Annotated in this window: 15 protein-coding genes and 2 pseudogenes; 8 read left to right on the top strand and 9 right to left on the bottom strand. The window is 73.2% G+C overall.

Translation table 11 applies throughout. From position 1 onward, the window contains the following. Nucleotides 1-13: 13 nt before the first annotated feature. Nucleotides 14-1,741, top strand: a complete 1,728-nt coding sequence (locus tag FL583_RS06080; RefSeq protein ID WP_142703460.1) for a sensor histidine kinase — start codon at nt 14-16, stop codon at nt 1,739-1,741. Here FL583_RS06080 and FL583_RS06075 read toward each other — a convergent pair. Next, nucleotides 1,732-2,112, bottom strand: a complete 381-nt coding sequence (locus tag FL583_RS06075) for a MerR family transcriptional regulator (protein ID WP_142703459.1) — start codon at nt 2,110-2,112, stop codon at nt 1,732-1,734. The genes FL583_RS06080 and FL583_RS06075 overlap by 10 nt on opposite strands. A gap of 52 nt (nt 2,113-2,164) precedes the next feature. Here FL583_RS06075 and FL583_RS06070 point away from each other — a divergent pair, with 52 nt between their 5' ends. Further along, complete coding sequence (locus FL583_RS06070) at nt 2,165-3,073, top strand: alpha/beta hydrolase (RefSeq protein WP_142703458.1); 909 nt, start codon at nt 2,165-2,167, stop codon at nt 3,071-3,073. Nucleotides 3,074-3,320: 247 nt separating this feature from the next. On the opposite strand, the gene FL583_RS06065 is transcribed toward FL583_RS06070, so the two are convergent. Continuing rightward, on the bottom strand, nt 3,321-4,202 hold the full coding sequence (locus FL583_RS06065) for an alpha/beta fold hydrolase (protein WP_142703457.1): 882 nt from the start codon (nt 4,200-4,202) through the stop codon (nt 3,321-3,323). Nucleotides 4,203-4,288: 86 nt separating this feature from the next. Between FL583_RS06065 and FL583_RS06060 the strand changes: the two genes are divergently transcribed. Beyond that, on the top strand, nt 4,289-4,852 hold the full coding sequence (locus FL583_RS06060) for a TetR/AcrR family transcriptional regulator (protein ID WP_170323505.1): 564 nt from the start codon (nt 4,289-4,291) through the stop codon (nt 4,850-4,852). Next, a pseudogene (locus tag FL583_RS43330) lies at nt 4,849-5,025 on the top strand (kinase); the annotation flags it as partial. The gene FL583_RS06060 and the pseudogene FL583_RS43330, both read left to right, overlap by 4 nt. Before the next feature lie 264 nt (nt 5,026-5,289). On the opposite strand, the gene FL583_RS06050 reads toward FL583_RS43330, so the two are convergent. The 5 genes from FL583_RS06050 to FL583_RS06030 all read right to left on the bottom strand — a co-directional run bounded on the left by FL583_RS06050 (nt 5,290) and on the right by FL583_RS06030 (nt 8,618). Then, on the bottom strand, nt 5,290-6,162 hold the full coding sequence (locus FL583_RS06050; RefSeq protein ID WP_142703455.1) for a helix-turn-helix domain-containing protein: 873 nt from the start codon (nt 6,160-6,162) through the stop codon (nt 5,290-5,292). 18 nt (nt 6,163-6,180) lie between these two features. Further along, the gene (locus FL583_RS06045) at nt 6,181-6,942 is read right to left on the bottom strand and encodes an SDR family oxidoreductase (protein ID WP_142703454.1); all 762 of its coding nucleotides are present in this window, start codon (nt 6,940-6,942) and stop codon (nt 6,181-6,183) included. Between the two features lie 144 nt (nt 6,943-7,086). Continuing rightward, entirely contained in the window at nt 7,087-7,386 is a 300-nt protein-coding gene (locus FL583_RS06040) for a hypothetical protein (RefSeq protein WP_142703453.1), read from the bottom strand. Between the two features lie 27 nt (nt 7,387-7,413). After that, complete coding sequence (locus tag FL583_RS06035) at nt 7,414-8,154, bottom strand: sigma 54 modulation/S30EA ribosomal C-terminal domain-containing protein (RefSeq protein ID WP_142703452.1); 741 nt, start codon at nt 8,152-8,154, stop codon at nt 7,414-7,416. A 41-nt stretch (nt 8,155-8,195) separates the two neighbouring features. Next, nucleotides 8,196-8,618, bottom strand: coding sequence for a DUF6314 family protein (locus FL583_RS06030; RefSeq protein WP_142703451.1), 423 nt, complete (start codon nt 8,616-8,618; stop codon nt 8,196-8,198). Between the two features lie 75 nt (nt 8,619-8,693). Between FL583_RS06030 and FL583_RS06025 the strand changes: the two genes are divergently transcribed. From FL583_RS06025 to FL583_RS06010, 4 genes are read left to right on the top strand one after another with little or no spacing between them, the layout of a single operon-like run. Further along, nucleotides 8,694-9,098: a hypothetical protein gene (locus FL583_RS06025; RefSeq protein WP_142703450.1), complete on the top strand. Its 405-nt coding sequence runs from the start codon at nt 8,694-8,696 to the stop codon at nt 9,096-9,098. 22 nt (nt 9,099-9,120) lie between these two features. Then, complete coding sequence (locus FL583_RS06020) at nt 9,121-10,692, top strand: PP2C family protein-serine/threonine phosphatase (protein WP_142703449.1); 1,572 nt, start codon at nt 9,121-9,123, stop codon at nt 10,690-10,692. Beyond that, nucleotides 10,671-11,558 carry an alpha/beta fold hydrolase gene (locus tag FL583_RS06015; RefSeq protein WP_142703448.1) on the top strand — a complete coding sequence of 296 codons (888 nt, stop codon included), beginning with the start codon at nt 10,671-10,673 and terminating at the stop codon, nt 11,556-11,558. Before FL583_RS06020 ends, FL583_RS06015 begins: the two co-directional genes overlap by 22 nt. Before the next feature lie 17 nt (nt 11,559-11,575). After that, the gene (locus FL583_RS06010; protein WP_142703447.1) at nt 11,576-11,947 is read left to right on the top strand and encodes a VOC family protein; all 372 of its coding nucleotides are present in this window, start codon (nt 11,576-11,578) and stop codon (nt 11,945-11,947) included. Here the strand turns inward: FL583_RS06010 and FL583_RS42815 are convergent. Both FL583_RS42815 and FL583_RS06000 read right to left on the bottom strand, forming a co-directional pair. Continuing rightward, nucleotides 11,940-12,257 (bottom strand): annotated as a pseudogene (locus FL583_RS42815) (transposase); the annotation flags it as partial. The gene FL583_RS06010 and the pseudogene FL583_RS42815 overlap by 8 nt on opposite strands. 150 nt (nt 12,258-12,407) lie before the next feature. Further along, nucleotides 12,408-13,199 carry a hypothetical protein gene (locus tag FL583_RS06000; RefSeq protein ID WP_142703446.1) on the bottom strand — a complete coding sequence of 264 codons (792 nt, stop codon included), beginning with the start codon at nt 13,197-13,199 and terminating at the stop codon, nt 12,408-12,410. Nucleotides 13,200-13,263 lie beyond the last annotated feature (64 nt).

Here is a 13,263-nt window from a genome sequence, read left to right as displayed (position 1 = left end):
ATCATGCGGCGGGGTGAGGGCAGTGCTACCGGTCCCCGGGCACACCGGACGCGCGGGGCTGGCCGGTCTCGGTGCCGGCGCGCTGACGTTCGTCTGCGGCGCGCCCTATTGGCGCGACCACCTCTACGCGGCCGCGATCTCCGTGCTGGCGATGGCGATCTTCGCCGCCGCCGGCGGTCTGCTGCTCGGCACCGGCGACTCCCGCCAGCGCAGCGGTGTGCTCCTCCTGCTCGGCGGGGTGTTCGGCTCGTTCGCCTGGCTCGCGGCCTGGCACACCGGCGTCTGGCCGCTGGTCGCGTTCTACAGCGAGGGCATCGGGCTGATCCTGGCCGGCGCGGCCGTGCTGTCGTATCCGGCCGGCCGCGTGTCGGGCGTCGACCGCTACTGGGTCTATTTCGCCGTGCTCGTGCTCGTCGTCGGGGAGCTGCTGGCCGAGCTGGTCTCGCGTCCGGAGTGGAACGGGCTGCCGTCGTCGGTCACCTGGCCCGGCGTGGCGCCGCACCGGGGTCTGTTCGACGCCGTCGTGACCGTGGTCGTCGGCGGTCAGCTGGTGCTGGCCGCCTGGTACCTCGCGCTGCTGGTGCGCCGCGGGCTCCGGCTGCCGCCGACCGAGCGTCCGGCGGCGATCCCGGTGCTGATCGCCACCGGGGTCACGGCGATCGCGGTCGCGTCCACCGCGTCCTCGGAGGCCTTCCGGGACGTCGACGCGCTGCTCTCGCTCTACGTCGTGCAGAACACGATCTCGGTCGTGCTGCCGCTGGCCGTGCTCTCCGGCGCGCTGCGCGAGCGCTGGCGCGAGGTCGACGCGCCGCACCGCGTCGTCCGCATGACGTCGGCGACCACGTCGGTCGCGACGGTCCGCGACGCGCTCGCCTCGGCGCTGCGCGACCCGTCGTTGCGGTTGCTGTTCTGGGTCCCCGCCTCCGAGGGCTACGTCGACCGGTCCGGACGCCTGGTCGGCGACCGGCCGTCGGTCCCCGGCCGCTGGTGGACCGAGGCGCGCACCGACGAGCGTCGCCCGCTCGCCCTCGTCGAGCTGGACGACGGTCTGCGGCTGCGCCGCCCGATGGTGGACGCCGTCCTGCGGGCCGGGAGCCAGGCGCTGCTGACGGCCCAGCTGGAGGCGGTGGCGACCGCGCACCTCGACCAGGTGATGGCCGCCCAGGCGCGGGTCGAGGAGCGCGAGACCGCCGAGCGCCGGCGGCTCGAGCGCGACCTGCGGTCGGGCGCGCAGCGGCAGCTGGCCGCGCTGGCCGACCGGCTGGCCCGGATCGAGGGGTTGCCGGAGCCGGTCCGGGGCGTGTGCCACGACGAGGTGCTGGCGACGATGTCGGACCTGGAGGACCTGGCCCGCGGCCTGCACCCGCCGGTGCTGCGTACCGACGGCATCGGCCCGGCCCTGGCCGAGGTCGCCGACCGGCTCGGCCTCGCCGTCGATTTCTCGGTCGACGTCGGACGAGCCCCGCCGCCGGTCGAGGCGACCGCGTACTTCGGGCTCTGCGAGGGCCTGACCAACGTGGCCAAGTACGCGCCGGACGCGCGCGTCCGCGTGCGGGTCACCGAGGCCGCCGGCTGGCTGCACGGCGAGGTGGCCGACGACGGCCCGGGCGGCGCGACGGTCGTGCCGGGCGGTGGGCTGGCCGGAATCGACGACCGGGTGCGCGCGCTGCGCGGGCGGACGGCGCTGGAGAGCGTGCGCGGCGAGGGAACCCGCCTGACCGTCAGCCTCCCCTACCGCTGAGCGGGGTCGAGGCGGGTCTTGAAGTCGGGGCAGGCCACCAGCGGCGCGTGGTCGCACGTCGCCGCGTGGCGGAGGCCGTCTCGCATCCGGGTCAGCCGATCGATCTCGACGTCCAGTTCGCCGGCCTTCACGGCCAGATGCCGGCGCAGCTCCTCGTCGTCCGGGCCGGCGACCAGGAACCGGCCGATCTGGCCCAGCGTGAACCCCGCCGCCTGGGCGCAGGCGATCAGCTGCAGCCGGTCGACGACGTCGGGATCGAACGTGCGGCGCAGACCGTTGCGACCGCTCGACCGGATCAGCCCGCGCCGCTCGTAGAACCGCAGCGCCGACGCGGTCAGGCCGGCCTGCTCGGCCACTTCGGCGATATCCAAGGGAACCCACCTCCTTGACTTGAAGCGTAGTTCAAGTCAGAAAGTCGAATGCATGCCTCTCCACCCGCAAGTCCAGGCCCACCTCGACCGGCTCGCCGCGCTCAACTTCGCCGGCCTGCACACCGTCTCCCCCGAACAGGCCCGGGCCGGGGCGCGGCTGTTGTCGCCCGGAAGCGGCGAGCCGGTCGCCGACGTTCGCGACCTCCGCACCTCGGGCGGCACGCCGGTCCGCGTCTACCGGCCGACGCCCGACCGCAACCTGCCCGTCGTCGTCTTCTTCCACGGCGGCGGGTACGTCCTCGGGGACCTCGACTCACACGACGCGCTGGCTCGCGCGCTGGCCAACCGATCGGGCAGCGTCGTCGTGTCGGTCGACTACCCCCTCGCGCCCGAGCACAGGTTCCCGGCCGCCACCGACGCGGGTTTCGCGGCCACCGAGTGGGTGGCCGCGCACGCCGGGGAGCTCGGCGTCGACCCGGGGCGGCTGGCCGTGGCCGGCGACAGCGCGGGCGGGAACCTCGCCGCCGTGGTCACGCTGGCCGCCCGGGCCGCGGGCGCACCGCCCATCCGGTTCCAGCTGCTGATCTACCCGGACCTGGACTTCCGCCGCACCAACCGCTCGATCACCGAGCTCGCCGGCCGGTACGGCAACGTCACCCGCGAGGCCCAGCACTGGTTCATGGACCACTACCTCGCCGACCCGGCCGACAAGCTCAACCCGCGGGTGTCCCCGCTGCTGGAACCCGACCTCGCCGGGCTTCCGCCCGCGTTCGTCCTCACCGCCGAGTACGACGCCCTGCGCGACGAGGGAGAGCAGTACGCGCAGCGCCTGGCCGACGCCGGCGTGCCGGTCACCCTGCGCCGCTACGACGGGATGATCCACGAGTTCCTGCGCCACCCGTTCGACGACGCCGAACGGGCCGTCGCCGAGGCGGGCGCCGCCCTGGCCGCCGCTCTCTAGGTTTTCCGTCCCGTGAGGTTGGTGACGCGGGTTGCGGGTGGCAGGCCGCCGGGGACCATGGCCGGGTGGGACCCGGGCGAGCGGCGATCCGCGCGGACCCCAGGCGTGTGGTGACCCAGATCGTGACGATCCGCCGCTCGAGAGCGGTCAGCGATTGGCAGGGACGTGTGTGCTCGGCAGCTACACACCTGCCCGGAGGTCCCCCTCACATCAGCTCGTTGTCACCAACGTCCATGGACAGAACGGCCTAGCGGCGCAGGAAGTCCTCGAGCACCTCGGTGAACCGGGCCGGCTGCTCCTCGGCCGGGTAATGGCCGCAGTCGTCGAGGACGACCTCGGTGACGTCGTCGGCGGCCAGCCGCATCGTCTGGGCGGCGGCCGGGCCGCTCCAGAGCGCGCCGCCGACGGCGAGCACCGGCTGCGTCAGCCGGGTTCGGCTGCGCTTCTGGTTCTGGGCGATCGTCGTGTCCAGCGCCCGGTAGTACTCGAAGCTCGCCCACAGGGCGCGCGGGTCGGCGGTGAGCGCGTCGAGGTAGACGTCGACGGCGTACGACGGGATCGCGGTCGGGGTGGCCGCCTTGGTGGCGAACTGCCAGCCGAAGAACACCCGCTCCCGGCCCCGGACCAGCTCCACGTTGAGCCCGTCGAGCCGGTTGAAGCCGAACTGCCAGAGCTTCTGGTTGGCGGCCGCGGACCCGAAGAACGGCGGGGACGGGCTGAGCCCGGGGATCACCGCTTCGAGGACGGCGACCCGGCGCACCCGCTCGGGATGGTCGGCGGCCAGGGCGTAGCTGGTCCAGGTGCCGATGTCGTGGCCGACCACGTCGAACCGGTCGTGCCCGAGGGCGGTCATCAGCGCGACCAGGTCGGCGGCCAGGGTCCCAGCGTCGTAGCCGTCGTCGGGCTTGTCGGACAGCCCGGCGCCGCGGGAGTCGACGGCGACGACCGTGTGCTCGCGGGCCAGCGCGGGCATCACCTCGCGCCAGGCGTACCAGGTCTGCGGCCATCCGCCGACCAGCAGCAGCGCCGGGCCGTGGCCGCCGGTCACGGCGTGCAGCCGTAATCCGTCGAGCTCCACGAAGTGGCTGGTGAAGACATCGGTGAATCCGTCGGGCAGCGGGAGCGTCATGGTGTTCCTTTCTTTGAACGATCGGTCCAACTTCGGCCACCCTAGCGAACTTGGAACGATCAGTACAAGACGAGTACGCTCGGCGCATGGCCGGCCGTAAGCAGTTCGACGTGGACGAGGCGCTCCGGCGCGCGATGCTCGTGTTCTGGCGCTGGGGCTACTCGGAGGCGTCGATCGACCGCCTGACCGAGGGGACCGGCCTCGGCCGGGGCTCCCTCTACGGCACGTTCGGCGACAAGGGCGCGCTGTTCCGGAAGAGCCTCCTGCGCTACGCGCAGATCTATCAACCGCAGTACGAGCGGGCGATGGCCGGCCCGCACGCCGGCCCGAGCGCCGTGGTGGCCGCGTACCTGCAGGTCAGCCTGGCCCGGATCGCCGATCCGGAGGTTCCCGACGGCTGTCTGCTGACGATGTCGGCCGCGCAGCTCCCGGCTCTCGACGTCGAGAGCCAGGCCTTGGTCCGAACCTCGATCGACGGCCTGCGGACGAGGCTGGAGCAGGCGTTCCGGGCCGCCGGGGTCGCCGGGGAAGAGGCGGCCGGGCTGGCGCTGAGCACGCTGGCGACGAACAAGTCGCTGGCGATCCTGAGCCGGGCCGGCTTCTCGAACGACGACCTGGCCACCGTCGCCGCCCGGGCCTCCAGCGCATGAGGGACGCTGAGCTCCCGTTGAACGGTCGCGTCACCCAGGGCGTCGTCCGCGTCGGGAACACCGTGCGCCGACCGGCCGGCCCCTGGACCGACGCCGTCGACGCGCTGCTCCTCCACCTGGAGTCGGTCGGCTTCCGGGGCGCCCCCCGGGCCCTGGGCCGCGACGAGCAGAGCATGGCCGGGCTGCGGCCGGATCGTCCTCCGGTCGTCGCGGCCGAGCGGCTGGCCGCGCTGGTCGACGGCTACGGGCTGGGCACCGCCGACCGCGGGCTGCTCGTCCCGATGCTCGCCCGGCGGACCCGCGCGATGGTCGACCTGCTGCTGGACGGCGCGGAACGCGACATCCGTCCGTGGGCGCAGATCTGGACGGAAGACTCGCCGTACTGGACCGCCACCACCGACTACCTGGACGAGCACACCGACGTCTGGGCCCGCGCCCTACTCTGAGCGGCGGTACTCCGACGGGGACACCCCGTACCGGGCCCGGAACGACGCGGCGAACCGGCTCGGGCTCCGGTAGCCGCACGACGCCGCCACCTGCTGGACGCTCAGCCCGCTGGTCCGCAGCAGCTCGGCCGCGCGCCGCAGCCGGATCTCGACCAGGTACCGGTGCGGGGTGAGCCCGGTCGCCCGGGTGAACGTGCGCAGGAAGTGGTACCTGCTCACGCTGACCAGCCCGGCCAGCGTGTCCAGCCCGACGTCCTCACCCAGGTGCGCGTCCAGGTAGTCGAGCACGCGCTGCAGGCCCCGGCGGCCGAGCACCCCGGGATCCCTCGCGATGTTGCTCCGGCGCGGAGGACCGGCCAACCGGCGGTAGGCCAGATGGACCAGCGCGGCCTCGGCCACCGAGTCCGCGTACAGCCCGGGCGCCCCGGCGTCGAGAGCCTCGCCCAGGGCCGACATCGCCCCCGCGACATACGCGTCGCCGAGCGACAAGACGTCGAGCCCGGCCACGTCGTCGTGGGGCAGGCCGAGCCCGTCGAGCGTCTCGTGCACCAGGGCCGGCGCCACCCGCAGGTGGAGGGACTCCAGCCGGTCCTGCCCGGCCGACCGCCACCGCAGCTCGTTGCGCCGTCCCGGAACGGTGATCCCGACCGAGCCCGGCGCGTACCCGACCCGGCGCAACGCCCCTCCGTCGCGGCTCTCGATCGTGTAGTGCCCGGCGGTCACCAGCACCATCGTCAGCTGCGGCGCGGGCGGACCGACGTACTCGTCGAGCTGCGCCGGGTCCCGGAACCGGCCGACGGCGACGCGTCCCCACCCGAGGGCCGAGCTGTCGGTCAACGGCCGGCCGATCCCCGCGAATGTCACCCCTTCAACGTAGGCGCCTCAGTTGATCGGCGAGATCATCCCTCCGTTCACGAACACCGTCTGCGCGGTGACCCACCGCGTCTCCGGCGCGGCCAGGAACCGCATGACCGGGACGACGTCGACGGGGTCGCCGAGCTCGCCCGAGATCGTCTGGCCGGCGAGCCAGGCGAGCGTCTCGTCGTTCTCGGCGCCGTAGAGGAAGCTCGTCTTCTGCGGTCCGGGCGCGATGCAGTTGACCGTGATGCCGCGGTGGCCGATCTCCTTGGCGAACGCCTTGGTGAAGTGCTCGACCGGGCTCTTGCTGCCCGCGTAGGCCGAGTACGTCGGTGCGGTGACCGCCACCTGGGTGGTGACCAGGTTGATGATGCGCCCGTCGTCGGCCATCCGGCCGGCCGCCTCCTTCATCAGGAAGAACGGGATCTTGGCGTTGATCGCGAACGAGGCGTCGAACTCCTCCTCGGTGGTCTCGGCCAGCGGTTTCCGGACGATGATGCCGGACGTGTTGACCAGGATGTCCCAGCGTCCGAAGCGCTCCAGGGTCGCGTCGACGAGCGCCGTGATCGCGTCCGGGCCGGTCAGGTCGCCCTGCACCGCGACCGCTTCGACGCCGCGGCCCTTGACGTCGTTGACCGCGTCGGCGGCCTCCTGCTCGCGGCCGGGGCTGTTGTAGTGCAGGACCAATCGGGCGCCGTCGTCGGCGAGCGACTGGGCGAACAGCTTGCCGAGGTTGGCGGTGCCGCCGGTGACGATCGCTACCTTGTCGGCGAGTTTGCCGGTCATCGGGGGGTTTCTCCCATCCAGAGGTCGTGGCTGCCACCTCAGGAATTGCCCTCTCGCCGGATCCACCGTGATCGGTTCTTGCGCCCTACGCGCCCTCGATTGCCCAATACCGCCGGCGCGGCCCGGCCGGCCGCCGGAGGTCGGTCAGCTCCGGATCCGGAGGTCGATCACCATCTGGGCGGCCTCCTTCGTGCCGACGCTCGGCGGCTCGGCTCCGGCCGGTTCGATCCGCCGGTGCGTCCGGGCGATGGCCGTGACCTCCTGATCCGTCACCGGCAGAGCCCGGCGCGCCCGGAGCGCCAGCGCGGCCGGCTGCCAGGCCGCGACCCACCGCCCGCGCTCGTCCTCGTCCATCGGCTCCCAGTCCCGGCCGGCCTCGACGGCCGACGCCCGGGCCAGCCGCCCGGCCAGCGCGTTGATCTCCCCGCCACGCCGTCGACTCACCGCACCCGCACCAACTCCCGCGAACAGCTAGCCCAGCGCTACCAGCCCATGATCCCCGTCCCGCCGGACGTGCAGCACCGCGCCCCGGCCGGTCGTCACGTCCACGAAGAACACGTACGGCCGCTCCCCGGCCGCGAGCCGGGCCGCGGCCTCCTCCACGGTGAGCGACGGCGCCGGGGTGCAGTCGATCGACACCGCGGTCTCCGGGCAGACGTACAGCGGCGCCCGCCGGGCCTGCACCAGCCGGTACCCGGTCGGACCGGCCCGGTGCACGAGCGTGTCCTCACCGGTCCCGGCGTCCCGGAACAGCTGGAAGTCCCGGTCGAGCAGCTCGAGCACCCCGATCGCCTGGTCGATCGAACACTCCCCGCTCACCACTCCCGGCGTCCGCAGCCTCCCGGCCGACGGCACGCCGGCCAGGGCCCACGAAGACCCGCTGCGCCAGCGCAGATCCTGCTCCAGCCGATCGAGCGCCGCCCGCAGCACCCGCGCCAGCTCCCGGATCGCCTCGTCGGGCGTCCGTTCGGTCGTGTGGACGCGCACCGGGTTCCCGTTCAGGCTCACGGTCGCGTACGCGGCCACCGGGCGCGTCAGCTCCGGATCGGCGTACCGCACGACCCGGACGTCGGCCCGCAGCACCGGCCCGCGCCGCGTCCCGATCGCCGCCCGGACCGCGTCCCGCGCGGTCATCGTCACCTCGGGCGCGAGCGGCCCGTTCAACTGCACGGAGACCGCGTACCCCCGTTCCCGAACACCCGTGATCGTCATCGGCCCCCCGCATCGTTGCGTCTGGGCCGAATCCTTCCGGTTCACCCGATCTGCCGGAAACCGCCGCGCCGGGTGAACCGCGTGATCAGTCGCTGCGACTTGGCCGGCCCGTGGACGTCCCACAACGTCCGCATGCGCCGACCGTCCTGATCGACGTCGACCAGGCCGTCGTAGGTATCGGCGCCGCACGGGTGCACGACCGGGACCCCGGGCCGCCAGGGGTGGAACGGCCGGCCGTCCTCGAACAGCATCCACCACTCGCCGTCGACCGACCGCAGACGGGACACCCGGCTGACCGGCAGCCGGTGACCCTCCCAGAGCAGCACCCCGCTCTCGGCGAACACCAGACCCTCGGTCTCGGCGCTCACCCGCAGGTCGCCGGAGACCCGCCCATGGACGCCGGTCGCCTGATCGACCACCCGGCGGGCCAACTCCCACTCACCCACGAGGTCATAGGGGTTCACCCGGCCACCGTACTGTCGGCAAGCGCTGACCTGCGAAACTCGACGGTAGACGTACATCGGACGAGGGGACAGTCGATGCGAGCGGTGGCGGCGATGGTCGCGCATTCGGCCCACGTGAAGGCCGGACTGCTGTACGTGGAGGGCGCGGGCTGGGAGTGGGCCAAACTGCCGTCCCTACCGGCGACCGCCGACGTCACGTTCGCGATCATCCTCGGCGTCGAGCCGGACGAGGTCGACCGCACCGCGGTCCTGCGGGTCGAGATCGAGGGCCCGGCGAAGTCGCTCGGACACGTCGACCACGACTTCGTCGTGAACACCATTCACCAGATCCCCGGCACACCCATCCACGAGCCGCGGGTGATCGAGCTGGAGGACCTCACGTTCGTCGAGTGGGGCCTGCACCGGCTCACCGCGGTCCTCCTCGAGGGCGACGCCCGGCAGGAACTCGCCGTCGTGGAGTTCTCCGTCGTAGAGGGCTGAGCTGGGGAGTTATGGTGCGCCGGTGGATCCCTTCGCCGCCGCCGGAACGCTGGCCGACGCCTACCGGCGCGTCGACTGGGCCACGACCCCGCTCGGCCCGGTCGACGCCTGGAGCCCGACGCTGCGCAGCACGCTCGACCTGGCGCTGAACAGCCGCTTCCCGGTCACGCTGATCTGGGGCCCGGAGTACGTGCTGGTCTACAACGAGGCCTACGTCCAGATGATCGGCGACAAGCACCCGGCCGCGCTCGGGGAGCGGGCCGAGGTCGTGTTCGCCGAGATCTGGGACACGATCGGCGCGATGCTCCGGCGGGTGTCGTCCGGCGCGGGCACCGAGTGGGTGGAGAACCTCGAGCTGCCGATGAACCGCCACGGCTTCCTCGAGGAGACCTACTTCACGTTCTCCTATTCCGCGGTCACCGGCCCGTCCGGGGAGATCGAGGGCGTCATCGACATCGCGTCGGAGACCACCGCCGAGATCCTCGGCCGCCGCCGGCTCGAGCTGCTCAGCCGGCTCAACGACCGGCTGAGCGACCTGGACCACCCGCGTGAGCTGATCGACCGCGTCCTGCCGGTCCTGCGGACCGTTCCGAACGACCTGGCGGACGTGACGATCGAGCTGCCCGGCGGGTTGGCGCCGGGCCAGGACTTCGCGCTGGCGGATCGCCAAGACGGCCCGGTGGTGTCGATCCGGCTCGCGCCCGACGCCACGTTCGTCGCCCAGCTCAGCCCGCGGCTGGCGCCCGACGATCGCTATCTGGGATTCGTCCGCCTGATCGGGACGGCGCTGTCGCAGGCGCTGAGCCGGTCCCGGCAGCGGGAGGCCGAACGGCGGGCGGCCGAGCTCGAGCGGCAGATGTCGGAGAGCCTGCAGCGCAGCCTGCTGACGCCGCCGCCGAAGCCCGACGGGCTGGACTTCGCGGTCCGGTACCGGTCCGCGGTCGAGCAGGCCCAGGTCGGCGGGGACTGGTACGACGCGTTCGAGCTCCCCGACGGCCGGCTGACGATGGTGGTCGGGGACGTCACCGGGCACGACCGGGAGGCGGCCGCGGCGATGGCCCAGCTGCGCAACCTGCTGCGCGGGATCTCGTACACGCTGCGTCACCAGCCGTCCCGGGTGCTGGCCGGTCTGGACGACGCGCTGCACGGGCTGGGCGTCGCCGCGTTCGCGACCGTGCTGCTCGCGCACGTCGGCCGGGAGGGCCGGGACGGCAGCCGGTCACTGCAGTGGTCGAACGCCGGGCACCTGCCGCCGGCGCTGATCGAGCCGGACGGGACCGTCCGGCTGCTCTCCACCCGGCCCGAGCTGCTGATCGGGGTGCACGCCAACCCTCCGCGGACCGACCACACGACAATGCTCGCGCCCGGATCCAGCCTGGTGTTCTACAGCGACGGCCTGGTCGAACGGCGGGGGCAGCCGCTCGACGAGGGTCTGCAGGCGCTGGTGGACGCGCTCGCCGGGACGGAGCACCGGTCCGCGGACGCGCTCTGTGACCACCTTCTGGGGGCCTTCGGACCCACCTCTGAGGACGATGTCGTCCTCGCCGTGCTCCGGGTGAATACCCTCGACGAGTGGACGAATTCGCGTCTCTGACCGAGGTCGCCGATGAGCTCGGTCTTCCGCACGATCGAATACCGGTGCTCCGGCGCCGGCCGGTGGAGGTCTCACCCGGCTGGATGGTCAGCGTCGTCACCTGGGGCACCGACCCGCCCGAGCTGGTGTTCCTGCACGGTGGCGGCCAGAACGCCCGGACCTGGGATCTGGTCGCGCTGTGCCTCGGCCGCCCGGCGATCGCGATCGACCTGCCCGGGCACGGGCACTCGTACTGGCGGGCCGACCACGACTACGGCCCGGTGCGTAACGCCCAGGCCGTCGCGACGGTCGTCGAGCGGCTCGCGCCGGACGCGGCCGCGGTGGTCGGGATGTCCCTCGGCGGGATGACCACGATCCACCTGGCGGCCACCCGGCCCGACCTCGTCCGCCGCGCGGTGCTGGTCGACGTCACCCCGGGCTCGCCCGGGGTCGCGGCCCGGCTGACCGAGCGTCAGCAGGGAGCGGTGGCCCTGACCCGCGGTCCGCGCACGTTCTCCGATCTGGACGCCATGGTGGCGGCCGCGGTGGCGGCGTCTCCCCGGCGCCCGGCCGCGGCGGTCCGCCGGGGCGTCGTCCACAACACGAAGCAACTGCCGGACGGGCGCTGGACCTGGCGCTACGACGCGCCGAGGCGGGGCGTCAGCGACTCCGGGACGTTGCTGTGGGACGACCTCGGGTCGCTGACCGCGCGGGTGCTGCTGGTGACCGGGGCGGAGTCGGAATTCGTGTCGCCGTCGGACCTGGCCGAGGCCCGGCGGCGCTTACCGTCGATGCGGGTGGAGACCGTCGAGGGCGCGGGGCACGCGGTGCAGAGTGATCGGCCGGTGGAGCTGGCGTCGTTGATCCGTTCGTTCGTGGGTCTCTAGCTGGGTACCGTGCGCGTATGGCGACGAAATGGACGTTGGGGTGTGACGCGGCGGATCCGCAGCGGCTGGCCGCGTTCTGGGCCGAGGCGCTGGGGTACGTGCCCGAGCCCGGGTACGAGGAGCCCGACGGGGCCTCGATCGTCGATCCCGACGGCGTGGGCCCGGCGATCGGCTTCCTCCGGGTTCCGGAGGGGAAGACCGCCAAGAACCGCATGCACATCGACGTCCGCCCGGCCGCGGATCCGGCCGGGCGCGAGGACGCGATCCGGGCGACGGTGGCTCGGCTGACGTCGGCGGGCGCGACCGTCGTCCGGGAGCAGACGTACGGGGATCAGCTCGGAAACGTCGTACTGCTCGACCCGGAGGGCAACGAGTTCTGCGTCGCCTAGCTTGCCTCGGGTGCAGCCGATCCCAGGCTTGTGCGTGAGCGGGTCCGTAAAGACGTGTCGGGGTGTGGGTGCGCACGTCCGGATCGCCCCAGGTGGCGGGGTCACCGAAGACGAACTCACCGCCGTGGCGGCGGGGACGGCCCCAGGTTCCGGGTGGCCGCTCGGGTGTCGGGCGGCGCAGGACCCGGTCTGAGCGCATCCGGGCAGCGATCAGCCGGCAGACCACGCCGCGCAGCTGTCCAGCGGTGACCACGGCGAGGTCGTCGCCGGCATCGAGACGGACCGCGTCCAGCACCGCCGTCCACGAACTGGGGCGTTCTGTCCCGTGAGGCTGGTGGCGTGGGTTGCGGGTGGTTGGCCGCCGAGGGCGGTGCGGGCCGGGGATCGGTGCGGGCGGCCGGACCTGTCGGACAGACGGGCTGCGGTAACGGGACGCCCAGCGCGCGGTGGTGTGCGAGACCTAGACCGCAGACGTGGCGAAGCCGAACAGATCGTCGACTCCCTCGGCGGTACCGATCGCCGGGCGCAGCCGCGGGTTGCTCCGGTACGTGCGCAGGCTGCGGGCCAAGAACTCCGGATCGACGAGAACCGCGCGCAACCGCAGCCGGAACCAGGCCTGACCGGGCGCGGGCGGCCGCCCGCGGACATCGGTCGCCCACTCCCGCCCCAGCCCCCGGGTACCGGCCCGGGCCTGGAGCCAGATCGCGTCCCGCCCCATCTCCGGGCCGGCCGGTCCGCACGGAGCGAACGCGTCCCACGGGATCAGCCGGTTCGGGCGCCCGGTGACGACCAGCCCCTCGGCGGTGAGCCGCAGCAGCGGCGGGGTCCGCAGCACGGCCACGGCCGCGGCCACCAGCAGCACGGCCACGGCTGAGGCCACCAGCAGCGCGGCCACCGGCAGCGCGGCCGCCGCGCCGGGCAGGATCAGGCCGCCGCCTCCGGCCGGCACCAGGAGCCCGGCCGCCTCCAGCAGCACGATCACCAGCGCCCCGCCGATCGACGGGGTCAACGGGGCGGCGAACGCGGGTTGCCCGTCGTAGTGCCCGAACGCGAACCCCGGCCGCCGGCGACGGCGGAAGATCACCGCGTACCCGACCGGGAGAACGATGAGCAGGGCCAGGAAGAGAGCCGGTCGGCCGGACAGCAGCGGTACGAGCACGGCGTACAGGAAACCGACCGCACCCAGGACCGCGGCGACCACGCGGCTGCGCCGGGAGAGACGGGCCAGCACCTCCGGCGCGACGTCGGTCATGGTGTGAACGGTAGAGCCGTTCCGCAACGCTAGGGTGTCGCTCAGTCGTCCTCGGGAGGCCCTG

Origin of the sequence: Cryptosporangium phraense (assembly GCF_006912135.1) — a bacterium.
Classification (GTDB): Bacteria; Actinomycetota; Actinomycetes; order Mycobacteriales; family Cryptosporangiaceae; genus Cryptosporangium; species Cryptosporangium phraense.
This window is presented reverse-complemented; position numbering and strand designations above follow the sequence as displayed.

Coding starts and splice junctions, on each gene's coding strand:
- FL583_RS06070 (WP_142703458.1), top strand. CDS start 2,165: ATGCCTCTCCACCCGCAAGTCCAGGCCCACCTCGACCGGCTCGCCGCG.
- FL583_RS06045 (WP_142703454.1), bottom strand. CDS start 6,942: ATGACCGGCAAACTCGCCGACAAGGTAGCGATCGTCACCGGCGGCACC.
- FL583_RS06065 (WP_142703457.1), bottom strand. CDS start 4,202: ATGACGCTCCCGCTGCCCGACGGATTCACCGATGTCTTCACCAGCCAC.
- FL583_RS06025 (WP_142703450.1), top strand. CDS start 8,694: ATGCGAGCGGTGGCGGCGATGGTCGCGCATTCGGCCCACGTGAAGGCC.
- FL583_RS06000 (WP_142703446.1), bottom strand. CDS start 13,199: ATGACCGACGTCGCGCCGGAGGTGCTGGCCCGTCTCTCCCGGCGCAGC.
- FL583_RS06060 (WP_170323505.1), top strand. CDS start 4,289: ATGGCCGGCCGTAAGCAGTTCGACGTGGACGAGGCGCTCCGGCGCGCG.
- FL583_RS06010 (WP_142703447.1), top strand. CDS start 11,576: ATGGCGACGAAATGGACGTTGGGGTGTGACGCGGCGGATCCGCAGCGG.
- FL583_RS06035 (WP_142703452.1), bottom strand. CDS start 8,154: ATGACGATCACGGGTGTTCGGGAACGGGGGTACGCGGTCTCCGTGCAG.